The organism is Pseudomonas sp. CFBP 13727 (assembly GCF_014841915.1).
Taxonomy (GTDB): domain Bacteria; phylum Pseudomonadota; class Gammaproteobacteria; order Pseudomonadales; family Pseudomonadaceae; genus Aquipseudomonas; species Aquipseudomonas baltica.
In genome coordinates, this window is record NZ_JACYUT010000002.1 from 270,297 (window position 1) to 292,600 (window position 22,304).

At 63.7% G+C, this 22,304-nt stretch carries 23 protein-coding genes; 6 read left to right on the forward strand and 17 right to left on the reverse strand.

What is annotated here, in order from left to right:
* Positions 1–64: 64 nt before the first annotated feature.
* Positions 65–1,057 (forward strand): alpha/beta fold hydrolase, encoded by a 993-nt coding sequence (locus IFT76_RS08680; RefSeq protein ID WP_122476350.1) that lies wholly within the window; start codon positions 65–67, stop codon positions 1,055–1,057.
* Positions 1,058–1,181: 124 nt separating this feature from the next.
* Here IFT76_RS08680 and IFT76_RS08685 read toward each other — a convergent pair whose 3' ends face one another.
* From IFT76_RS08685 to IFT76_RS08720, 8 genes are all read right to left on the reverse strand, one after another.
* Positions 1,182–2,501 (reverse strand): sigma-54-dependent transcriptional regulator, encoded by a 1,320-nt coding sequence (locus IFT76_RS08685; protein WP_122476348.1) that lies wholly within the window; start codon positions 2,499–2,501, stop codon positions 1,182–1,184.
* Positions 2,498–4,387: a sensor histidine kinase gene (locus IFT76_RS08690; RefSeq protein ID WP_192057902.1), complete on the reverse strand. Its 1,890-nt coding sequence runs from the start codon at positions 4,385–4,387 to the stop codon at positions 2,498–2,500. Before IFT76_RS08690 ends, IFT76_RS08685 begins: the two co-directional genes overlap by 4 nt.
* Positions 4,388–4,450: 63 nt before the next feature.
* Positions 4,451–5,185: an amino acid ABC transporter ATP-binding protein gene (locus IFT76_RS08695; protein WP_122476344.1), complete on the reverse strand. Its 735-nt coding sequence runs from the start codon at positions 5,183–5,185 to the stop codon at positions 4,451–4,453.
* On the reverse strand, positions 5,182–5,850 hold the full coding sequence (locus tag IFT76_RS08700; RefSeq protein ID WP_163007425.1) for an amino acid ABC transporter permease: 669 nt from the start codon (positions 5,848–5,850) through the stop codon (positions 5,182–5,184). The genes IFT76_RS08695 and IFT76_RS08700 overlap by 4 nt, the downstream gene beginning before the upstream one ends.
* The gene (locus IFT76_RS08705) at positions 5,847–6,593 is read right to left on the reverse strand and encodes an amino acid ABC transporter permease (protein WP_122476340.1); all 747 of its coding nucleotides are present in this window, start codon (positions 6,591–6,593) and stop codon (positions 5,847–5,849) included. The genes IFT76_RS08700 and IFT76_RS08705 overlap by 4 nt, the downstream gene beginning before the upstream one ends.
* Before the next feature lie 84 nt (positions 6,594–6,677).
* Positions 6,678–7,592 carry a glutamate/aspartate ABC transporter substrate-binding protein gene (locus IFT76_RS08710; protein WP_192057904.1) on the reverse strand — a complete coding sequence of 305 codons (915 nt, stop codon included), beginning with the start codon at positions 7,590–7,592 and terminating at the stop codon, positions 6,678–6,680.
* 432 nt (positions 7,593–8,024) lie between these two features.
* Positions 8,025–9,299 (reverse strand): glucarate dehydratase, encoded by a 1,275-nt coding sequence (locus tag IFT76_RS08715; RefSeq protein ID WP_192057906.1) that lies wholly within the window; start codon positions 9,297–9,299, stop codon positions 8,025–8,027.
* 47 nt (positions 9,300–9,346) lie between these two features.
* Positions 9,347–10,651 (reverse strand): MFS transporter, encoded by a 1,305-nt coding sequence (locus tag IFT76_RS08720; protein ID WP_122476774.1) that lies wholly within the window; start codon positions 10,649–10,651, stop codon positions 9,347–9,349.
* Between the two features lie 139 nt (positions 10,652–10,790).
* On the opposite strand from IFT76_RS08720, the gene IFT76_RS08725 reads away from it, so the two are divergent.
* The gene (locus IFT76_RS08725) at positions 10,791–11,702 is read left to right on the forward strand and encodes a LysR substrate-binding domain-containing protein (RefSeq protein WP_185794340.1); all 912 of its coding nucleotides are present in this window, start codon (positions 10,791–10,793) and stop codon (positions 11,700–11,702) included.
* A gap of 269 nt (positions 11,703–11,971) precedes the next feature.
* Here the strand turns inward: IFT76_RS08725 and IFT76_RS08730 are convergent, their stop codons facing one another.
* On the reverse strand, positions 11,972–12,139 hold the full coding sequence (locus IFT76_RS08730) for a DUF2897 family protein (protein ID WP_084139696.1): 168 nt from the start codon (positions 12,137–12,139) through the stop codon (positions 11,972–11,974).
* Positions 12,140–12,344: 205 nt separating this feature from the next.
* Between IFT76_RS08730 and pyrF the strand changes: the two genes are divergently transcribed.
* Positions 12,345–13,046, forward strand: a complete 702-nt coding sequence (gene pyrF, locus IFT76_RS08735; RefSeq protein ID WP_185794341.1) for an orotidine-5'-phosphate decarboxylase — start codon at positions 12,345–12,347, stop codon at positions 13,044–13,046.
* Here the strand turns inward: pyrF and IFT76_RS08740 are convergent.
* The 6 genes from IFT76_RS08740 to IFT76_RS08765 all read right to left on the reverse strand — a co-directional run bounded on the left by IFT76_RS08740 (position 13,036) and on the right by IFT76_RS08765 (position 16,899).
* Positions 13,036–14,235, reverse strand: coding sequence for a benzoate/H(+) symporter BenE family transporter (locus IFT76_RS08740; protein ID WP_192057908.1), 1,200 nt, complete (start codon positions 14,233–14,235; stop codon positions 13,036–13,038). The genes pyrF and IFT76_RS08740 overlap by 11 nt on opposite strands.
* Before the next feature lie 109 nt (positions 14,236–14,344).
* On the reverse strand, positions 14,345–14,716 hold the full coding sequence (locus IFT76_RS08745) for a glutaredoxin family protein (RefSeq protein WP_122476330.1): 372 nt from the start codon (positions 14,714–14,716) through the stop codon (positions 14,345–14,347).
* Between the two features lie 27 nt (positions 14,717–14,743).
* Positions 14,744–15,289: a GTP cyclohydrolase I FolE gene (folE, locus tag IFT76_RS08750; RefSeq protein ID WP_122476328.1), complete on the reverse strand. Its 546-nt coding sequence runs from the start codon at positions 15,287–15,289 to the stop codon at positions 14,744–14,746.
* A gap of 71 nt (positions 15,290–15,360) precedes the next feature.
* Complete coding sequence (locus IFT76_RS08755) at positions 15,361–15,918, reverse strand: Smr/MutS family protein (RefSeq protein ID WP_122476326.1); 558 nt, start codon at positions 15,916–15,918, stop codon at positions 15,361–15,363.
* A gap of 36 nt (positions 15,919–15,954) precedes the next feature.
* Positions 15,955–16,275 (reverse strand): hypothetical protein, encoded by a 321-nt coding sequence (locus IFT76_RS08760; RefSeq protein ID WP_122476324.1) that lies wholly within the window; start codon positions 16,273–16,275, stop codon positions 15,955–15,957.
* Between the two features lie 33 nt (positions 16,276–16,308).
* Positions 16,309–16,899, reverse strand: a complete 591-nt coding sequence (locus IFT76_RS08765) for a cysteine hydrolase family protein (RefSeq protein ID WP_122476322.1) — start codon at positions 16,897–16,899, stop codon at positions 16,309–16,311.
* A gap of 137 nt (positions 16,900–17,036) precedes the next feature.
* Between IFT76_RS08765 and prmB the strand changes: the two genes are divergently transcribed.
* A complete protein-coding gene (gene prmB, locus IFT76_RS08770) occupies positions 17,037–17,945 on the forward strand; it encodes a 50S ribosomal protein L3 N(5)-glutamine methyltransferase (RefSeq protein WP_122476320.1) in 909 nt (302 codons plus the stop codon).
* Positions 17,946–18,064: 119 nt separating this feature from the next.
* Here prmB and IFT76_RS08775 read toward each other — a convergent pair whose 3' ends face one another.
* Together IFT76_RS08775 and IFT76_RS08780 are read right to left on the reverse strand one after the other, a co-directional pair.
* On the reverse strand, positions 18,065–18,847 hold the full coding sequence (locus IFT76_RS08775; protein ID WP_192057910.1) for a hypothetical protein: 783 nt from the start codon (positions 18,845–18,847) through the stop codon (positions 18,065–18,067).
* Between the two features lie 81 nt (positions 18,848–18,928).
* The gene (locus IFT76_RS08780; RefSeq protein ID WP_244647019.1) at positions 18,929–19,882 is read right to left on the reverse strand and encodes an alpha/beta hydrolase; all 954 of its coding nucleotides are present in this window, start codon (positions 19,880–19,882) and stop codon (positions 18,929–18,931) included.
* Positions 19,883–20,021: 139 nt separating this feature from the next.
* Here IFT76_RS08780 and aroC point away from each other — a divergent pair, with 139 nt between their 5' ends.
* Entirely contained in the window at positions 20,022–21,113 is a 1,092-nt protein-coding gene (aroC, locus tag IFT76_RS08785; RefSeq protein WP_192057912.1) for a chorismate synthase, read from the forward strand.
* Positions 21,114–21,118: 5 nt separating this feature from the next.
* Complete coding sequence (locus IFT76_RS08790; protein ID WP_192053417.1) at positions 21,119–22,297, forward strand: MFS transporter; 1,179 nt, start codon at positions 21,119–21,121, stop codon at positions 22,295–22,297.
* Positions 22,298–22,304 lie beyond the last annotated feature (7 nt).

Sequence of the window (22,304 nt, forward strand, 5' to 3'; positions counted from 1 at the left end):
AGCGCGCTGCATGAAAAGTCATCAGACTTGCGCCTCAATGGGGTTCTGCGTTCTGGTGTAAGTCATGCGTCTATTGGTGTTCCTGGCCGCGCTGCTGTGCGGACAGTGGGTTTTTGCAGCTGCGCGCTGCGATGTCGATGTTCCGCTTCAACACGCTCCGCTGGCTCAGGTCAGCCTGGCCTATCAAAGTATCGGACGTGCGCAGGACCCTGCGCTGTTGCTGGTGATGGGGCTGGGTGGACAGTTGATCGATTGGCCCGACGAGGTGGTCAGCGCCCTCTGTGAGCAGGGCTTTCGAGTGATTCGCTTCGATAATCGCGATGTCGGCCTGTCCACCTGGTCACAGGCGCCGCCGTCGGCCAACCTCACATTCGAGGTGCTGCGCTACAAGCTGGGCTTGGCGGTGTCGGCCCCGTACAGCCTGACCGACATGGCCGACGACGCACTGGGGCTGATGGACGCCCTGCAGGTGCAGCGTTTCCACGTGCTGGGCGCCAGCATGGGTGGAATGATCGCTCAGCGCCTGGCCGATCGTGCGCCGCAGCGGGTGCAGAGCCTGACCTTGATCATGTCCAGCTCGGGTGCGCCGGGCCTGCCCGAGCCGCGCCCGGCGTTGCTGCAACTGCTGGCCAAGCGCAGCGCGCCGAACCGTGAACTGGCACTGGAGCAGCAGGCCGATTTGCTGGCGGCGCTGGGCAGCCCGCAGGTCGCCGACGACCGCGCCGAATTGCTGCATCAGGCACAGCTGTCATACGATCGGGCGTTCAATCCGCAAGGGGTGCAGCGGCAGATCCTGGCGATTCTTGCCGAGCCCAGCCGCGTGGCGCTGCTCAATCGCCTGCGGGTGCCGACACTGGTGGTGCACGGCACGGCCGATCCGTTGTTGCCGGTGATGCACGGGGTGCATCTGGCGGCGCATATCCAAGGCAGTCAGTTACGGCTCATACCGGGATTGGCGCATCGTTTCCAGGAAGCCTTCAAGGCGCCGCTGCTGGGTGCGGTGCTGCCTTACCTGGCGCAGCAGCGCCAGCGCGAGGGGGTGTTGGCGGGGTTGTAGCTGACTGGGTGTCGGGGAGGGCCTTTTCACGAGCAGAGCCCGCTCCCACAGGGGCTCCGTTTAGCCCAAACCCTTGTGGGACAGTGCAGCGCCCGCGAAGAGGCCCGCAAGCCCATCACCTATCTCAGTTCAGCCCGTATTTCTTGACCTTGTCGAACAGAGTGGTCTTGGCCATGCCCAGCTCGAGGCTGGCCTGGCTGAGATTGCCCGCCGTACGCTGCAGGGCCTCGGTCAGCAGGTTGCGCTCGAACGCTTCTACCGCTTCGGAAAAGCCCAGGCTGACCACGGTGGCTGCACCGTTTTTCTTGAAGGCCGGCAAACCCAGTGCGTAGCGCTCGGCCACGTTGCGTAGCTCGCGGACGTTGCCGGGCCAGTCATGGCTCATCAGGCGCGACAAGGTTGGTGCATCGAGCTCGGGCGGCTCACGGTCGAAGCGCAGCGCGGCCATCTGCAGGAAATGCTCGAACAGCTCGAGAATGTCTTCACGGCGCTCGCGCAGCGGCGGCAGTTCCAGCGTCACCACGTTGAGGCGGTAATACAGGTCGCTGCGGAACTGGTTCTGTCGGCTCAACGCGTCCAGGTCGGCCTTGGTGGCGGCGATCAGGCGACAGTCGACGGCAATGCTCTGGTTCGACCCCAGGCGTTCCAGTGTGCGCTCCTGCAGTACCCGCAGCAGCTTGATCTGCAGCGGTATCGGCATGCTTTCCACTTCGTCGAGAAACAGCGTGCCCTGGTCGGCATGCTCGATCTTGCCGATGCGGCGCTTGCCGGCGCCGGTGAAGGCATTGGCCTCATGGCCGAATATCTCGCTTTCGAACAGCTGTTCCGGCAGGCCGCCGCAATTGAGCGCCACGAATGGCTGTGGCTGGCGCCGGCTGAAATCGTGCAGGCAGCGGGCGACCAGTTCCTTGCCGGTCCCGGTTTCACCCTCGATCAACACGTTGGCCGAGGTGTCGGCGACGTTGGCGATCAGCTCGCGCAGGTTGTGCATGGCGGGCGAGCGGCCAATGATGCGGCCTTCCAGCGAACTGCGTTCGGCCAATTGCCGGCGCAGCGAACTGACCTCGCGCGCCAGCCCGCGTCGCTCCAGCGCGCGGCGCACCACGTCCACCAGGCGCTCGGGCGAGAAGGGCTTCTCCATGAAGTCATAGGCGCCGCTGCGCATGGCACCCACGGCCATGGAAATGTCGCCGTGGCCGGTGATCAGCACCACGGGCAGGCTGGGGTCACGCGCCTTCAGCTGGCTCAGCAGTTCCAGGCCGTCCATGCCGGGCAGGCGGATATCGCTGACCACGATGCCGGCAAAGTCGTCGCCGATGCAGGCCAGCGCGGCCTCGGCGCTGGCCACGCCCTGGCTGGGAATGTCTTCCAGCGCCAGGGCCTGCTGGCAGCCGAGCAGTACGTGGGGGTCGTCTTCGACGATCAGGACGGTCAGGGCGTTCATGGCGACTCGCTGGGCGACGCTGCCGCAAGCGGCAGGCTGAGAATGAAAGTGGTGCCACCGTCGGCGGGGTGCTCGACGGCCAGGTTGCCACCGGCGGCCGCCGCCAGGCTGGCCGACAGGGTCAGCCCCAGCCCCAGCCCGTGATCGCCGGGCTTGGTGGTGAAAAAGGGCTCGAACAGATGCTTGCGGGTCTCGACGTCGATGCCGTGGCCGTTGTCGCGCACCTGCACGGCGTAGCGCTCACCCTCCATGCGGCCGTCCAGCCAGAGCGTGGGCTGCGGCTGGCCGGCAGTGGCATCCAGGGCGTTGCCGATCAGGTTGACCAGAATCTGTTCCAGGCGGGTCTGGTCGATAGCCAGCTGCATTTCGCTGCAGTTGCGCTGCACGTTCAGGCCACTGGCCTCGATGCGACTGGCGAGCACCTGCAGCGCACCGTCCAGCGCCTTGCCCAGGCTGGCCTGGCCCTTGTCGTCGCCGCGGCGGGCGAAAGAGCGCAGGCTGGCGGTGATGCGCCCCATGCGGTCGATCAGTTCATTCATGGTGCTCAGATTGGTGCTGGCCGTGTCCAGCGCACCGCGTTCCAGAAAGCGCACGGTATTGCCCGACAGGGTGCGCAAGGCTGCCAGCGGTTGATTGAGTTCGTGGGCGATACTGGTGGACATCTGGCCGATGGCGGCCAGCTTGCCTGCCTGCACCAGCTCGTCCTGGGCCTTGCGCAGGGTTTCCTCGGCCTGGCGGCGTTCGCGAATCTGGCCCTTGAGGCGTTCGTTGCTGGCGCGCAGGTCCTGGGTACGTTCGGCGATGCGCCGCTCCAGATGGCTGTTGGCCTGTTCCAGCGCTTCACGGGCGGCAAGGCGGGTGGCCAGCACCTTGCGTCGCTCGTTCCAGGCAATCAGCAAGAACGCTAGCAGGGCAAAGGCCACGGCCACGAGCACGCCCTGCACGATGGCTTCGTGCCGCAGGTCCTGCATGGAGGTCAGCAGCGTGAACCGCCAGGGCGTGTCGGCCAGGCGCCGCGACTGCGACAGGTAGGTGACGTCGATGTCCTTGCCCGGCTTGTCGGTGTGGGTCGTGAAGGTGAGCAACTCCACCCCATCGGCCAGACGCTGGCGAGCGAGCGGTTCGAGCTCGTTGAGCGGCCACCAGTAGTACTGCAGGCTGCGCGCCAGGCGTTCCTTGATTTCCGGAGTCAACGGACGCACCGACTTCAGGCGCCGCGCCGGATCGCTGGAAAGAATGATGATGCCGTTCTCGTCGCTGACGAAGGCCTCCAGGCGAGCCTTCTGCCAGCGCTCTTCCAGTGCTTCCAGGCGCACCTTGATCACGGCCACGCCGATCAGCTTGCCGTGCTCCTCCAGGCCGTGGGCAAGGAAATAGCCGGGCTCGCCGGTGGTGCTGCCGATGCCGTAGAAACGCCCGGGCTGGCCGCGAATGGCGGCCTGGAAATAACCGCGGAATGACAGGTCCTCACCGAGAAAACTGTCGGCATCGCGCCAGTTGCTGGTGGCCTGTACGCGGCCCGTGGTGTCGAGCACGTAGATGGCGCGGCTGCGGCTGCGGCGATTGAGGCCTTCCAGGTAATCGTTGACCGCCTGGCGGTGCTCGCCGTCGGGCTCGTTGAGCAGGGTCGAGACACTGTCTTCGAGTTCCAGCAGGCTGGGCAGGTAGGTGTACTTGGTGATTTCGCTTTCGACGGCGCGCGCGTGCAGTTCAAGCTGCCGTTCGCCGTTTTCGCTCAGGGCGCGAATGCTGTTGTGCTCGCTGACCAGAAAACCCACGTAGCCCAGGCCCAGCGTCAACAGCAGGATCAGCGGCGGCAGGAACAATTGTCGAATCAGGCGGGGCTTCACGATCAGGTCAGGCTTTGTGGCGGGCAGGCATTTCATCACAGTCGCCTTCATGCAGCCAGCGTCCTGCGCCCGGCAGTGCGGGCGCAGGACGGCCGGTCATCAGTGCTGCAAGATCTTGGCGAGGAACTGCTGGGCGCGATCGGACCGCGCGCTGACATCGCCGAAGAATTCTTCCTTGGGGCAGTCTTCGACGATCTGTCCCTGGTCCATGAAGATCACCCGGTTGGCCACCTTGCGGGCAAAACCCATTTCGTGGGTCACGCACATCATGGTCATGCCTTCGTGGGCCAGTTGCACCATCACGTCGAGCACTTCGTTGACCATTTCCGGGTCGAGCGCCGAAGTCGGTTCGTCGAACAGCATGACTACCGGGTCCATGGCCAGGGCGCGGGCAATCGCCACGCGCTGCTGCTGGCCGCCGGACAGCTGGCCGGGGTGCTTGTGGGCGTGGGCGGAGAGGCCGACGCGTTCGAGCAGCTGCAGGCCCTTTTTGGTGGCTTCTTCCTTGCTGCGGCCCAGCACCTTGATCTGCGCGATGGTCAGGTTTTCGGTGATGGTCAGGTGCGGAAACAGCTCGAAGTGCTGGAACACCATGCCCACGCGCGAACGCAGCTTGGGCAGATTGGTCTTGGGATCGGCGATGGACGTGCCGTCGACCACGATGTCGCCTTTCTGGAAAGGCTCCAGCGCATTCACGCACTTGATCAGGGTCGACTTGCCCGAACCCGAAGGCCCGCACACCACGACCACTTCACCTTTCTTGACGTCGGTGCTGCAATCGGTGAGCACCTGGAAGTCGCCATACCACTTGTTGATATTCTTGATGGAGATCATACGGCTAACCTTTTTTGCAGACGCTTGACCAGAAGGGAGGCGCTGAAGCTGATGAGGAAATACACCACGCCGGCGAAGATCAGGAATTCATTGGCCCGGCCAATGATGTCGCCGCTGGCGCGCGCCGAGTTGAGAAAGTCCACCAGGCCCACGGTGTAAACCAGCGAAGTGTCCTGGAACAGGATGATGCTCTGCTGCAGCAGCAGCGGGGTCATCTTGCGGAACGCCTGGGGCAGGATGATCAGGCGCATGGTCTGACCGTAGTTCATGCCCAGCGCTTGCGCGGCACCCATCTGGCCCTTGGAGATGGACTGCACGCCGGCCCGCACGATTTCACAGAAGTACGCGGCCTCGAACATCATGAACGCCACGAGGCACGAGGTGAAGGCACCGACCGGGGTGTCTTCGCCGGTGATCCAGCGCAGCACGAAAGGCACCGCCAGGTAGAACCAGGTGATGACCAGCAGCAACGGAATGGAGCGGAAGTAGTTGACGTAGGCACCGGCGAAGCGCGACAGCAGCTTGTTCGAAGACAGGCGCATCAAGGCCAGCACCGTGCCCAGGGCAATGCCGCCGATGACGCCCAGCACCATCAGCTGCAAGGTCATGACCATGCCGTTCCACATGCCCGGCAACGCCGGAATGATTCCACTGAAGTCCATCATTTACCTCCCAGGGAGATCAGCCCAGGCACGGCGAGTCTGCGCTCGAACACGCGCATCAACAGCATCAGGCTCATGTTCAGGGTGAAGTAGATCAGCGTGGCCAGGGTGAAGGCCTCGAACAGGTTGGCCGAGAACTCCGCGGTCTGCTTGGTTTGCGCCAGCAATTCCATCAGACCGATCAACGATGCCACCGACGAGTTCTTGAACACGTTGAGGAATTCGGAGGTAAGCGGTGGAATGATGATGCGGTAGGCCTGCGGCAGCAGCACGTTCCAGTAGATCTGCGGCAGGCGGAAGCCCATTGCCCTGGCGGCCGATTCCTGACCGTGGGGCAGCGCCTGAATACCGGTACGCACCTGCTCGCAGACACGCGCCGCGGTGAACAGGCCCAGGCACACCACTACGCTGAGGAATGCCGAGGTGGTCGGGTTGAGGTCCTGCTTGTACCACTCCTGCATGCCTTCGGGCAGCAGGTCGGGGACCAGGAAATACCAGATGAACAGCTGCACCAGCAACGGCACGTTGCGGAACAGTTCGACGTAGCAGGTCGCGATGCCCGAGACCCAGCGGCTCGGTACGGTGCGCATGACACCCAGCACGGAGCCCAGCAGCAGGGCGATGATCCAGGCGACCACGGCAATGGCGATGGTCCAGCCCAGGCCGGAGATGTACCAATCCAGGTAGATCTCGCTGCCGACGCCAGTGGACTTGAAGAAGACGCTCCAGTCCCAGTTGTAATTCATGGGGAATACCCCTCGGAAATTGATTCACGGGCACAGGCTTTCACTCGAACGCCGGGCGGCGCTCGAGTGAAGGCAGGGTGGTGCTTACGACTTCTTGTCGGGAGCCGGCTTGTCGTTGGGGTTGGCGATCAGCGCCTTGAGCTCCTCGCTCATGGGGAAGCCCAGGTTCAGGCCCTTTGGCGGGATCGGCTGGCTGAACCACTTGTCGTAGATGCCGTTGATGTCGCCGGAAGCGAAGGTGGCCTTGATCGCGTCGTCGACCGCTTTCTTGAACGGCTCGTCACCCTTGCGCACCATGCAGCCGTAGATTTCATAGGACTGCGGCGTGCCGGTGACTTCCCAGTCGGTGGGCTTCTTGGCCTTGGCCATTTCGCCGGCGAGCAGGGCGTCGTCCATCATGAAGGCGACGGCGCGGCCCGATTCGAGCATCTGGAAGGACTCGCCATGGTCTTTTGCCGAGACGATGTTCATGCCCATCTGCTTGTCGGCGTTCATGGACTTGAGAATGCGCTCGGAGGTGGTGCCGGCGGTGGTGACGACGTTCTTGCCTTTCAGGTCGTCGAAATCCTTGTAGGAGGAATCTTTCTTGCTCAGCAGACGGGTGCCGATCTCGAAAATGCCCACGGAGAAATCGACCTGCTGGGCGCGTTCGGCGTTGTTGGTGGTGGAACCGCATTCCAGGTCGATGGTGCCGTTCTGGACCAGTGGAATACGGGTCTGCGACGTCACCAGGTTGTACTTGACCTTCAGGTCGGGCATGTCGAGGTCCTTTTTCAGGGCCTCGACTACCTTGAGCTGGATGTCGTGCGAGTAGCCGACCGGCTTGCCGGACGCATCGGCGATGTACGAGAAGGGGATGGATGCGTCGCGGTGACCGAGGGTGATGGTGCCCGAATCCTTGATTTTCTTCAGAGTGCCGGTGAGTTCGGCAGCCAATGCTGGAGTACTGATCAGCGCGGCGGCAATGGCGGCGCTCAGGAGTTTTGGAACGATACGCATCAATGAATCCTCGACTTTGTTTTTTTTATCGAGCCCGCAGGCCCTCGGGGTACGGCGAAATCCGGCGGCTGGGTAGTTACCGGCTTCGTTGAAGAGTGTAGAGCATGAGTCGTGCCAAAGGCAGGGATGTGGCTCGCAGGCAAGCCGGCTGGGGAGGTTGGGCAGGTAACAGGGGGTGAGGAGCAAAAGCTTCGTTCGGAAATCCGAATATCGGCAGGTGCAAAAGACGGGTTTCCGAGTGGCTGAAACATTCGCGGGCAGTGGGCTCGCCGCTTGTCCCGTTCCCACAGGCGAGACATAACCATTCGCGGGCAGATGGCTCGCCGCCCGCCCCGCTCCCACAGGGACCGCGGGCGCCGCTGTCCCTGTGGGAGCGGGGCGGGCGGCGAGCCCTCTGCCCGCGAAGAGGCCTCTGGATCAAACCGGGACCCATCAAAACCGTGGCTTCGCGGCCTTCCAGTCTGGCTTGTACTTGGCCATCTGCCGCACGTCGTCGCGAGAACGAATCCCGCAGCGCAGAAACTGCTCATGCAGCATGCCCAGCTGGTCGCGATCCAGTTCCAGCCCCAGCCCTGGCGTCTTGTTGATCTTCACGCACCCGTCGACGATGGGCAGCTTGCCGCCCTTGATCACTTCTTCATCCGGCTCTTGCCACGGATAGTGCGTGTCACAGGCGTAATCCAGGTTCGGCACCGACGCCGCCACATGGGTCATGGCCATCAAGCTGATGCCCAGGTGAGAGTTCGAATGCATGGACACACCCAGGCCCCAGGTGTGACACATGCTCGCCAGCACTTGGGTATCGCGCAGGCCCCCCCAGTAGTGATGGTCGGCAAGCACGATCTGCACACTGTTGCGCTCGACGCTGCGGCGAAACTCGGCGAAGTCGGTCACCACCATGTTGGTCGCCAGGGGCAGCCCGGTGCGCTTGTGCAACTCGGCCATGTCGTCCAGCCCGGGGCAGGGGTCCTCATAGTATTGCAGGCTGTCGCCGAGCAGTTCGGCCATGCGGATCGAGGTCTCCAGTGACCAGTTGCCGTTGGGGTCGATGCGCAGCGGGTGGTCGGGGAAGGCTTTCTTCAGGGCCAGAATGCACGCCACTTCACGCTCGGGTTCAAGGGTGCCGGCCTTGAGCTTGATGCTCTTGAAGCCATACTGCTCGATCATGCGCCTGGCCTGGGCGACGATCTGCTCCTCGTTCAAGGCCTCGCCCCAGTTGTCCGCAGGGTAGGGCGAGTCGACGTGCTCGGCATACTTGAAAAACAGGTAGGCACTGAACGGCACTTCGTCACGCACCGCGCCACCGAGCAGATCCACCAGCGGGCGGTTCAGCGAGCGCGCCTGCAGGTCGAGCAACGCCACCTCGAATGCCGAATAGGCGTTGGTCACCGCCTTGCTGGCATGGGAGCCCGGTGCCAACTCGGCGCCGCTCACGCTGGCCGGCTTGTGCCTGGCGACAGTGCTGGCGACGATCTGGCGCAGACCGTTGAGGTTGAACGGGTCCAGGCCTGGCAGTTGGTCCTTGATGGCCATCTGAATGGCCAGCGCCGGTGCGTCGCCGTAGCTTTCGCCCAGCCCCACATAGCCGTTGTCGCTCTCCACCTCGATGATCGAGCGCAAGGCATAGGGTTCGTGGATGCCGCTGGCGTTGAGCAGTGGCGGGTCGCGGAAAGCGATCGGGGTAACGGTTACGCGTTTGATTTTCACAGGCATTCTCCTCGGGATGCAGGCCCCGCCTGGCGGGGCGTTCCTTGTCAGTGCGCAGCGGCAGGTTGCAGTGGCTTGTCATCGGGCTTTTGCCCGCGGGGTCGGGTGCGGGCGAAAAACACCACGATCGCGGCCAGCACGGAGGTGGCGGCCAGGCCATACAGGCCGCCCTGGATCGACCCGGTCTTCTCTTCCAGAAAACCGAACACGGTCGGGGCGACGAAGCCGCCCAGGTTGCCCACCGAGTTGATCAGGGCCAGCACGGCGGCAGCGATGCGTGCGTCCAGATAGGCTTGCGGGATCGGCCAGAACAACGCCGAGGCGGCCTTGAAACCTACCGCTGCAAAACAGATGGCAACGAAGGCGAACACCGGGCCGCCGTAGGTCGACATGAACATGCCTGCGGCTGCGATCAGCAAGGTCGTTGCCACCCACGCCTGCTGATGCTTGAAGCGCGCAGCCAGGGCCGCGAAGCCGTACATGGCGGCAATCGAAATGATCCAGGGAATGGAGTTGAACAGGCCCACTTCGAAGTCGGACACGTTGCCCATCTTCTTGATCATGCTGGGCAGCCAGAACGTGGCGCCGTAGATGGTCAGGGCCACCGAAAAGAAGATGAAGCAGAACACCAGGATCTGGGTGTCGGCGAGCAACTTGAATATCGACGGCTTGACCACGTGCTCGGCTTCACGGGCACGTTGCTCGTCGGCGATGACGCGGCTCAGGGTCGTCTGCTCGGTAGCGGTGAGCCACTTGGCTTCGTGGATGTGCGACTGCAACCAGTAGTAGACGAACCCGCACAGCGCCACCGAAGCGCCGCCCTCGATCAGAAACATCCACTGCCAGCCATGCAGGCCCAGCCCGGTCACGCTCAACAGGGCGCCGGTGATGGGTCCGGAGATGATCGAGGCGATGGCCGAACCACTGAGGAAGATCGCCATGGCCTTGCCGCGCTCGCTGGCCGGCAGCCATTGGGTGAAGTAGTAGAGCACGCCGGGATAGAAGCCCGCTTCGGTGACACCGAGCAAAAAGCGCATGACGTAGAAGCTGGTTTCGCCCTGTACGAAGGCCATGCCCATGGCCACCAGGCCCCAGGTGAACATGATCCGCGTAAGCCAGGCGCGGGCACCGAAGCGTTGCAGGAGCATGTTGGAGGGCACTTCGAACAGTGCGTAGCCAACGAAGAACAGACCTGCACCCAGGCCATAGGCGGCGGCACCGATACCCAGATCGGTTTCCATGTGGGTGCGGACGAAACCGATGTTCACCCGGTCAATGTAATTGACGATGAACATTACGACGAACAGTGGCAGCACATGCCGCTTGACCTTGGCCACCGCGCTGGCGAGCACGCTGGGGTCGATGGCACCGGATTGAACGTTCAAGGGCGACTCCGATGGTTATTTTTTTCTTGGAGGGCTCGATCATGTACTTGGGGTATTGTTTCAGTCCAATTCAAGTTGGCACTTGATTGATACCGAGGTTGAATCAATGTTCGAACTCAGCCAGCTCCGTTGCTTCACCACCGTGGCCACGGAACTCAATTTCCGCCGCGCCGCCGAACGCCTCAACATGACCCAGCCGCCCTTGAGTCGGCAGATTCAACTGCTGGAGCATCACCTGGGCGTGGAACTGTTCACCCGCAGCACGCGCAGCGTGGCACTCACCGCGGCCGGCCGGGCTTTTTTCGTCGAGGCGCAAAACCTGCTGGAGCGAGCGCAGCAAGCGGCGGTGTCGGCCAGGCGTTTTGCCGAGGGCGATATCGGCTCGGTGAATATCGCCTTCGTCGGCAGCGCAGTGTACGAATTCCTGCCCAAGGTCATCGCCGAGGCGCGGCTCAAGCAGCCGCAAGTGAAGATCGACCTGTCGGAAATGAACACCTACCAGCAACACGAAGCCTTGCGTGCCCGGCGTATCGATCTGGGCATCGCGCGCGCACCGTTGCTCGACAGCGGCTACCTGACCGAATGCCTGGTGCGTGAGCCGTTCGTCCTGGCTACCCCGGCCGGGCACCCGCTGGCCGACGCAGGCGTGGTGCGCGTGCAGGATCTGGACGGCCAGCCGTTCCTGATGTACTCGCACTCGGCCTATCCGCCGTTCAACGAGCTGCTCACCGGAATGCTGCGTTCGGCTCAGGTGACCCCGCAATACGTGCAGTGGCTGGGTTCATCGCTGACCATTCTGGCGCTGGTCAATGCCGGCATGGGCGTTGCGCTGGTGCCACGTTGCGCCACCAGCGTCGTGTTCAAGAACGTGGTGTTTCGCGATATCGATCTGGGCGAGGGCGTGCAGAGCGAGCTGCATCTCATCTGGCGCGAGAACAACGACAATCCGGCGTTCGCCATGCTGCTCGAGGCCATCAGGGGTGCGGCGCGTAATGGATGGGGCGGCGATATTCACTGATCATAAATTGATCAAGGTCGGCAAAGCCTTGCGGTACGTGGCCTGCGGCCTGTTCTCCCAAGCTTATCCACAGGCAGGTGCACGACGAATGTGCATAAACCCTTGAAACAGCTCGTTTTTTGAGCAAGCCGTGAAGACGCTTGCGGGCCGTGGCCTGCAGGGCATTGCACCCAGGTTATGCACAGGCTCATGCATGTTTTCAGGGGATAAGCTTCGGCCTGCCGACAGAGCGTCCCAAGTGCCGGTGCACTCGGGACTTCGCGCGTCTGTCAGCGGTTGCGGGCGTCCTTTGCATCCATTTCGGCGTTGCGTTCGTGCACCTTCTTGAGCTGCTCATCGGTCAATGGCAGCTTCTGGGCACTTTGCTTGAGCACCATCAAGCCACCGACGATCGAGCCGATGGCCACCAACAATATCAACCAGGCATACCAGGGCATGGGACACTCCTTACGCGGTGCGCCGAGAATGCGCGGCGCTTATGATGCTTGGAGCGACGGTGGGTCGCAGTGGTTCCATCATAGCCCTTGGCGATCGCGCCGGGGCGTTGCTTCGAGCCGGTGGTGGTGGCTGTGCAGGGCGCCCGCGGCCGGGCAAAATCCGCTACAATGCGCGCCGATTTCGACCTGCCTCAGAGAACCCGCCATGTCCGTCTGCCAGACTCCCATCATCGTCGCCCTGGATTACCCGACCCGCGAAGCGGCCCTGAAGCTGGCCGATCAACTGGATCCCAAGCTGTGCCGGGTCAAGGTGGGCAAGGAGCTGTTCACCAGCAGCGCCTCGGGCATCGTCGAAACCTTGAACGCCAAGGGCTTCGAGGTGTTCCTGGACTTGAAATTCCACGATATCCCGAACACCACCGCCATGGCCGTCAAGGCTGCTGCCGAAATGGGCGTGTGGATGGTCAACGTCCACTGTTCCGGTGGCCTGCGCATGATGGCGGCTTGCCGCGAGGTGCTGGAACAGCGCTCTGGCGCCAAGCCATTGCTGATCGGCGTCACCGTGTTGACCAGCATGGAGCGCGAAGACCTTGCCGCCATCGGCCTGGACATCGAGCCGCAGGAGCAGGTATTGCGTCTGGCGGCGCTGGCGCAAAAAGCCGGCATGGATGGTCTGGTCTGTTCGGCGCTCGAAGCGCAGGCCTTGAAGGCAGCCCACCCGACCCTGCAGCTGGTAACCCCAGGCATTCGCCCGGCCGGCAGTGCCCAGGATGACCAGCGGCGCATCCTCACACCACGCCAGGCGCTGGATGCGGGTTCCGATTACCTGGTGATCGGGCGTCCGATCAGCCAGGCTGTCGATCCAGCCCAGGCGTTGGCCGATGTGGTTGCGCAGATCAACGGCTGAGCTTGCCCGCGTTGAGAATCAGCAACGTCAGTACGCCGGCAATGATCCCCCAGAACGCCGAGCCTACCGAAAACAGCGTCAGGCCCGAGGCGGTGACCATGAATGTCACCAAAGCGGCCTCGCGCTCCTTCGGCTCGCTCATGGCCTGGGTCAGGCCATTGATGATGGAGCCGAACAACGCCAGTGCGGCGATCGACAGCACCAGCTCTTTGGGCAGGGCGGCGAACAGCGCTGCCAGGGTGGCGCCGAACGTGCCGGCAATTGCATAGAACACGCCGCACCAGACCGCCGCGGTATAGCGTTTGGCAGGGTCTTCGTGGGCATGCGGGCCCGTGCAGATGGCCGCGCTGATGGCCGCCAGGTTGACCCCATGGGAGCCGAACGGCGCCATCAGCAACGAGGCGATACCTGTCACCGAAATCAGTGGCGAGGCCGCTACCTGATAACCATCGGCGCGCAGTACGGCAATACCCGGCATGTTCTGCGAGGTCATCGCCACCACGAACAGGGGAATGCCGATGCTGATGGTCGCAGCCAGGGAAAAGGACGGCGTGGTCCACTGCGGCACGGCGACCTGCAGGCTGAAATGGCTGAAATCGAGCAGGCCGAGCGCGCCGGAAACCAGCGTGCCGATGACCAGCGCCGCCAGCACCGCATAGCGCGGCGACAGCCGTTTCACCATCAGGTAGGTGAAGAACATGCACAGCACCAGGGCTGTGCGATGCTGCGCGGCGACGAATATCTCGCTGCCGATCTTGAACAGGATACCGGCCAGCAGCGCTGCGGCCAGCGAAGCTGGCAGGCGCTTGAGCAGGCGGTCGAAACTGCCGGTCAGGCCGCAGATCGTGACCAGCACCGCGCAGGTGATGAACGCGCCGATGGCTTCGGGGTAACTCACGCCGCCCAGGCTGGTGATCAGCAGGGCCGCGCCCGGTGTCGACCAGGCGACCGTGATGGGGGTGCGGTAGCGCAGCGACAGACCGATGCTGCACACCGCCATGCCGATCGACAGTGCCCAGATCCACGAGGATATCTGCGCGGTGGTCAGGCCGGCGGCCTGGCCGGCCTGGAACATCAGGACCAGCGAGCTGGTGTAGCCGGTCATCATGGCGATGAAACCGGCCACCACGGCAGATGGCGCCGTATCGGCCAGCGGACGCAGCGGGGCGACGGTGGTGGGGTTGGGCATGGCGGTCCGATCCTTGTCCTGAGCAGCGTCGGTCAAGGGTAAGCCAAGGTGTACAGGCGCATGCGGTACAGCGGCGCGATCAATCGGCGATACAGCTGGGCGACAGCACTCAGGCTGCCGCGAAGCGGGTGTTCAGGTAATCGATGATCACTTTGGAATCGTACATCCAGGTGACCTTGCCGGCCTCCTCGATACGCAGGCAGGGCACCTTGATCTTGCCACCCTCGGCCAGCAGGGTATCGCGCGCCACCGGGTCGTTCTTCGCGTCGCGCAGGGGTACCGGCACATTGAGCTTGTGCAGGGTGCGGCGGGTCTTCACGCAGAACGGGCAGGCGTGGAACTGATAGAGAGTCAGCCCGCTGGCGGCGCGGTCGACCTCGGCCTGCGCTTCGGGGCTGCGCTTGCGACGCGGTGGGCGGGTGAGCAGGTCGCCCGCCACGATCACCTGGCCCAGTCCGATACGCAACGCTTTCATCAACATGTGGCAGCCCTCGAGGTTGGGTACGGCTTACTTGATCAGGCTGAGAAATTCGCTGCGGGTCGCCGCGTTGTCGCGGAACTCGCCCAGCATCACCGACGTGATCATCGAAGAGTTCTGCTTCTCGACGCCACGCATCATCATGCACATGTGCTTGGCTTCGATGACCACGGCGACACCCAGTGCACCAGTGACCTGCTGCACCGCATCGGCGATCTGCCGGCCCAGGTTTTCCTGGATCTGCAGGCGGCGAGCGTACATGTCGACGATACGCGCCACCTTGGACAGCCCGAGCACCTTGCCGCTGGGAATGTAGGCAACGTGCGCACGGCCAATGAACGGCAGCAGATGATGCTCGCACAACGAATAGAGTTCGATATCCCTGACCAGGACCATTTCGCTCGCGTCGGAGCTGAACAGCGCACCGTTGGTGACTTCATCGAGAGTCTGCTCGTAGCCGCGGCACAAGTACTTCATGGCTTTGGCGGCGCGTTTGGGCGTGTCGAGCAGGCCTTCGCGGTTAACGTCCTCGCCGAGTTGGCCAAGGATCTCGGTGTAGTTCTGTTCCAGGGACATGATCAAACCTGTGGGGAATATTTCGCAGACGCGAAGGGTACGGCTCCGCTCGCACGGGTGCAAGCGAAGCGTTATTCGTCGCGGCCTTCGAGCATGGTGCGCTTGAGCATCACGTACACCGCGCCGGCGCCGCCATGGCGTGGCTGGCAGGAGGTGAAACCCAGCACCTGCGTGTGCTGACGCAGCCAGGTGTTGACGTGGCTCTTGATCATCGGCCGCTTGCCGTCCAGGCGCACCGCCTTGCCATGGGTCACGCGCACGCAGCGGATTTCGAAACGGGTGGCTTCGGCGAGGAATGCCCAGAGCGTTTCGCGGGCTTTCTCCACCGTCATGCCGTGCAGGTCGAGGCTGCCTTCGAAGGGAATCTGGCCGACCTTGAGCTTGCGCATCTGGCTTTCCTGGACGCCGTCGCGCGCCCAGTGCAGGTCGTCCTCGGGGCCGACGTCGATGACGAACTGATCGGACAGCCCGTCGACCGTCGTGCCCTGGGTACCCACCGTGGCTGCCTGGCGCAGTGCCTGCAGCTTGAGCTTGTCGGCTTTCGGCCTGCCGGTGTCGGCGCGATCGTGCTGGATGCGCCGCACGCCGCGCATCTGGTCCTTGAACAGGGAAAATTCGTCGTCTTGCATGAAGGTCTCCACCACGGGAGCGCTAGTCTACGCGACTCAATCGTGCTTTTTCATCAGGTGCGGGGCCAGGCCGAGTTCACGGCTGCGGCGCATTCCACGGCGGCTGCGGCGCCAGAGCCACAGGCCAAGATAAAGCACCAGCAGCCCCATGCCAGCGAGTATGGCCGCGCCGCTGGTGGTGGTGTCCAGCCCGATTATCTGCGGCGGATGCCCCAGCAGGGTGGCGACGCCGGCCATCGCCAACAACAAGCCAAGGGTCAGCAGCACGGCGCCCAGCCCCGCGCCCAGCCGATAGCGCCAGCCACCGGGAGCACGTTTCCTGAGTCTGCGCGCATTGAAACCATGGGATGACTTCATTGATTCCTCGGTGGCGATCGGGCCGGCTGGGGGTCAGAGCAAGTCGCCGGTCATGGCAACCGCGGCGAAGTTGTCACGCATGATGGCCATTTCAGCTTCCTGCACCTTGGCCGCGGCAAGCACGCCATCGCCCTGGGGCAGGTCGCGGGTCGCGCAGGCGTCGGCCACCAGGGTGCAGCGATAACCGTAGTCCTTGGATGCACGCACGGTGGTGCTGACGCTGGAGTGGCTCATGAATCCGCAGACGATCAGGTCCAGGTGGCCATAGCTCTGCAGCAGCTCGTGCAGCCCGGTGTTGTTGAAGGCATTGGGCATGCGCTTCTCGACCACGGCTTCGTCGCCCTGCGGTTCGAAACCTTCGATGAACTCGCCGCGCCGGCCCTGGGGATCGAACAGCCCGCCAACGGTGCCCAGATGGCGGATATGCACCACCGGCCGCTTGGCCGCACGTGCCGCAGCTACCAGGCTGGCGATGTTGGCCAGCGCATCGTCCATGCCGGACAGGGCCAGGTCGCCACTGAGGTATTCCTTCTGCGCATCAATGATGATCAGGCTGGCGTTGGCGATCCGGGTGGGCGGGAAACCGCGGCCACTGAGTTGGAACATCGTCTTTGGAACGGACATCTGGGGCTCCTTTGGCTAGGGCTTTTGCCGCATTGTCCTCTGCTCGAGCCGTTCTGTGAATCGGATTGAGCGAACATCGCGAAAATCACCCACGGGCCTCTGTTAATATTCCGGCTTGATTCGACCGAGGAGCTTTTGTGATCACTTCCCGCTTGCGCACCGTGCGCGACCACATCCGTTGGGCCGTCAGCCGTTTTCATGGCGAAGAGCTGTTCTTCGGCCACGGTACCGACAACGCCTGGGACGAAGCCCGTCTGTTGGTGCTGGGGGCGTTGAACCTGCCCTATGAAATTGCCGACAGCTACCTGGATTGCCGCCTGGAAGACGACGAGATCGTGCGTGTGCAGCACCTGCTCAAGCGGCGCATGGAAGAGCGCGTGCCGGCCGCCTACCTGATCGGCGAGGCCTGGTTCTGCGGCATGTCTTTCATTGTCGATGCGCGGGTGCTGGTGCCACGTTCACCGATCGGCGAGCTGATCGAGAACAGCTTCGAGCCCTGGCTGAGCCAGCCGCCAGCGCGCATCCTTGACCTGTGCACCGGTTCGGGCTGCATCGGCATCGCCTGCGCCGACGTTTTTCAGGACGCCGAAGTAGTGCTGGCCGACCTGTCGTTCGAGGCGCTCGAGGTGGCCAATCAAAACATCGAGCGGCATGGCCAGGAAGAGCGTGTCTATACGGTGCAGGGCGATGGTTTCGAAGGCCTGCCGGGGCAGCGTTTCGACTTGATCGTGTGCAACCCGCCCTATGTCGATGCCGAGGACTTCGCCGACATGCCCGCCGAGTACCAGCACGAACCCGAACTGGGCCTGGCCTGTGGCGACGACGGCCTGAACCTGGTGCGGCGCATGCTGGCCGAGGCGGCTGATCACCTCAACGACAGAGGCCTGTTGATCATCGAGGTCGGCAACAGCCAGGTGCACGTCGAGGCACTCTACCCGGAAGTGGACTTCAACTGGCTGGAGTTCCAGCGCGGCGGGCATGGCGTGTTCATGCTCAGCGCGGCACAGTGCCGTGAGCATCAGGCGTTGTTCGCTTCGCGTATCTGAAAACGCATGAACTGTAGAGCGGGTTGCGCTCGCGAACGTCTGCAGCGGTTTGGCTCGATACCGCAGTGACGCCTTCGCGGGCAGAGCCCGCTCCCACACAGTTTTTGCGAGTGCCGCTGTCAGCGGTGGGTGGCGATCCAGATCAGCAGCGCGGCCTGGAAAACGGCGAAGGCAATCAGGCAGGCGATGGTGAAACGCAGGCCGCTTTCCTCGCGCGCGAATTTCCCGATACGTTCCTGCTGCCCATGCAGCTTGAGTTCCATCTCCTGCAACTGCTGCTCGGCCATCTGCAGCATCTCGCTGGCCGCCAGCACCTCGACCACCTGCACTTTCTCCGCGTTCCAGGTGCTCAGCAACTGGCTGACGGCAATCGGGTGATACTGGCCCTTGAGGCGTTGCACATCTGCGTATTCGACGTTCAAGCCTTGGGTGCGCAGTGCGTGATCACGACGATCCAGGCCCGCCGGTTGCAGCGCCTCCTTGCTCGACAGCGCCGCGCCTTGCAGCGTGTAGTGCGGCCAATGACGCTGCAGCCAGGCGGCGGCTTGGGCCATGACGAAGCGCCCCAGGCCACGGTTGACCGGTTCCAGTTGCAGGCCTGCGTCACTGCCCAGGCTGACCTGCCGCAGCTGATGATCGACCCAGACATCCAGCCGGTTCTGCTCGCTGCGCACGCGCTGGGCAGGCAGCTGGATGTCGAGGCGCAACAGGCTCAGGGCAGGGTCGTGGCGCTCGGCCATGCCGAACTGCACGAAACGCAAGGGGCGCGGGCCGCTGGCACGGTCGGCGGGCAGGGGCGCCAGGCGCAGCATCCTGAACTGCTCGGGGGTCACCTCGGCCCACGGCCGCGGCGGCGCTGCAGGTTCTTCGACGACGGCTTCTGGCGGGGCTTGTTCGGTCATGGCGCGATCCTCTTCACGGACCTTGTATCGGCCATGCCTGCCCACTCTTGAACGCTGCCATGGGTCCCCTGGCGCGTTGCGTCAAAGCCCGTCGATGAATTTCACTACTGCCTGACCCAGTTCCGCCGCCAGCGGACGCTTGTGGTCACGATACGACTTGAGTTGCGAAGGCAGGTCCATCGGCACGATACGCAGCACGTGGTTCATGCCAGGAATCAGCGCCAGCTGCGCATCGGGCTTGGCGCGTTGCAGTGCCTGCGCATCGCCAATCCCGACCTGGATGTCGTTGCTGCCCTGCACGATGAGGGCGGGGATCTTCAAGGCGGCGAAGGCCTGCGCAGGGTCCTGGCGCAACAGCGAAATCAGGTAAGGCTGCACGCTGGGGCGAAACAATACCTGCAGGGGCTTGGGCACGTCCGGGTCATACTGCCCGGCTTCCAGCCGCTCGATCAGTTGGTAGCTGCGCGGTTGCAGTTCGGCTGGCAGGCGTTCGCCGATCTGCTCGCGCAACACTTCGCCCAGGGGACGACCGCTGCCCGACAGCGAAATCACCGCATCGGCATTGGCGCGCGGCGCTGCCAGGGTAGCGATCAGCGCACCTTCGCTGTGGCCCAGGATGATCAGCGGGCCGAAACGCGGGTCGCGCTTGAGCTGCGCGCTCCAGGCCACGGCATCGTCGACGTAGCCTGCCACGCTCAGATCACGCTCGTCGGGGGTGGCCTTGCGCCCGGTGGCCACGCCGCGTTTGTCATAGCGCACGCTGGCAATGTTGTTCTGCGCCAGTAGCAAGGCGAGCTTCTTCAGGCTGTCGTTGCGACCCGCCTCGGGATTGTTGCCGTCCCGGTCGGTCGGACCGGAGCCGGAAATCATCAGCACCACCGGCACCGGCCGATCCGCGCGGGGCACCAACTGCGAGCCGTACAGCTTGCCCTGAGCGGTCTGCAGCTCGATCGGGCGCCTGGCAATATCAGGGGTGGCGGCCAGTGCAGCGGTGCTGCTGACGAACAGTATCAAGGCCACCAATCGGAACGTCATCTGCAACATCATCGAGCCACTATCGAGGGAAGTGCGCTTTGGACTGGGGCGTCCGGCTAAGGTTCAGGGATGAACTGGCCGTCGACCCTGCGTATACTGGCGCTCTGTCTGATTCGGTTGATTTCGCGGAGCGCCCTGCATGTCCGGCAATACCTTCGGCAAGCTGTTCACTGTCACCACCGCTGGCGAAAGCCATGGCCCGGCGCTGGTCGCCATCGTAGACGGCTGTCCGCCAGGGCTCGCAATTTCCGTGGACGACCTGCAGCGCGACCTCGATCGACGCAAGCCGGGCACCAGCCGGCACACGACCCAGCGTCAGGAGCCCGATGAAGTCGAGATTCTTTCCGGGGTGTTCGATGGGCGTACCACCGGTACCTCCATCGGCCTGCTGATTCGCAATACCGATCAGAAATCCAAGGACTACTCGGCGATCAAGGATCTGTTTCGCCCGGCCCACGCGGACTACACCTACCATCACAAGTACGGCGAGCGTGACTACCGTGGCGGTGGCCGCAGCTCGGCGCGCGAAACGGCCATGCGCGTGGCCGCAGGCGCGATCGCCAAGAAGTACCTGGCCACCCAGGGTATCCAGGTCCGCGGCTACATGAGCCAGCTGGGCCCGATCCCGATTGCTTTCAAAAGCTGGGACGGCGTGGAAGACAACGCCTTCTTCAGCCCCGATCCGGACAAGGTCCCGGAGCTGGAGGCCTACATGGACCAGCTGCGCCGCGACCAGGATTCGGTCGGCGCCAAGATCACCGTAGTGGCCGAAGGCGTCATGCCGGGGCTGGGCGAGCCGATCTTCGATCGCCTGGACGCCGAGCTGGCCCATGCCTTGATGAGCATCAACGCCGTCAAGGGCGTGGAAATCGGCGCCGGTTTTGCCTGCGTCGCCCAGCGCGGCACCGAGCACCGCGACGAGATGACGCCCGATGGGTTCCTCAGCAACCATGCGGGGGGTGTGCTGGGTGGTATCTCCTCGGGCCAGCCGATCGTTGCCCACCTGGCCCTCAAGCCAACGTCCAGCATCACCACGCCGGGCCGCTCGATCGACGTCCACGGCCAGCCGGCGGACGTCATCACCAAGGGCCGCCATGACCCGTGCGTGGGCATCCGCGCCACGCCCATCGCCGAAGCCATGATGGCCATCGTGTTGATGGACCACCTGCTGCGCCATCGCGGGCAGAATGCCGAGGTCAAGGTCGACACTCCGGTACTGGGCCAGCTTTGAGCGCGGTGCCGCCGCCGGCGGGGCATTCGGTCCCGTATTGGCGGCTGTCCACTTTCTACCTGTTCTACTTCGCCCTGCTCGGGTCGACGGCGCCGTTCCTGGCGCTGTACTTCCACCATCTGGGCTTCGACAGCGCGCGCATCGGCGAGCTGGTGGCAATTCCCATGCTCATGCGCTGCGTGGCGCCCAACCTGTGGGGCTGGCTGGGCGACCGCACCGGTCGACGCCTGGCCATCGTGCGCATCGGCGCGGTCTGCACCCTGGCCAGTTTTTCCCTGATCCTGGTGGACACCGGCTACGCCTGGCTGGCAATGGTCATGGCCCTGCATGCCTTCTTCTGGCACGCGGTACTGCCACAATTCGAAACCCTGACGCTGGCACACCTGCAGGGGCAAACCGCACGTTACAGCCAGGTCCGCCTGTGGGGCTCGATCGGCTTCATTCTGGCGGTGGTGGGCCTGGGCCGGGTATTCGAGAGCCTGAGCCTGGACACCTATCCCTACGCGTTGCTGTTGATCATGGCCGGTATCGTCGCGGCCAGCGCGTGGGTGCCGGATGTGCCCGCCGGCGAGGGCCCTCGCCGCACGACCGGGGAGGGCTTCATGAAACAGCTGGTACGCCCCGGCGTATTGGCCTTCTATGGGTGTGTGGGCCTGATGCAGCTCAGCCACGGCCCGTACTACACGTTTCTTACCCTGCACCTGGAGCAGTTGGGCTACAGCCGTGCAGTGATCGGCATGCTGTGGGCCGTCGGAGTCGTGGCCGAGGTCTTGATGTTCCTGGCCATGAGCCGGATTCTGGCGCGCTTTTCCCTGCGTCATGTGCTCATCGCCAGCTTCCTTCTGGCGGCCGTGCGCTGGCTGCTGCTGGGCAGTTTCGCCGAACACCTGTGGCTGCTGGTGCTGGCGCAGCTGATGCACGCCGCCACCTTCGGCAGCTTCCACGCGGCGGCGATCCATTTCGTGCAGCGCAGTTTCGGCGCCCATCAGCAGGGTCAGGGGCAGGCCCTGTATGCCGCACTGGCTGGCGTCGGTGGCGCCTTGGGTGCGCTGTACTCCGGCTACCTGTGGCAATCACTGGGCGCCACCGGCACCTTTGCCCTGGCCAGCCTCGCCGCGTTCGCTGCCGCGTTGATCATGCTCAGACGCACACCCCATGATCTGCCACCTGTGGCCAGTCACTGAAACCATT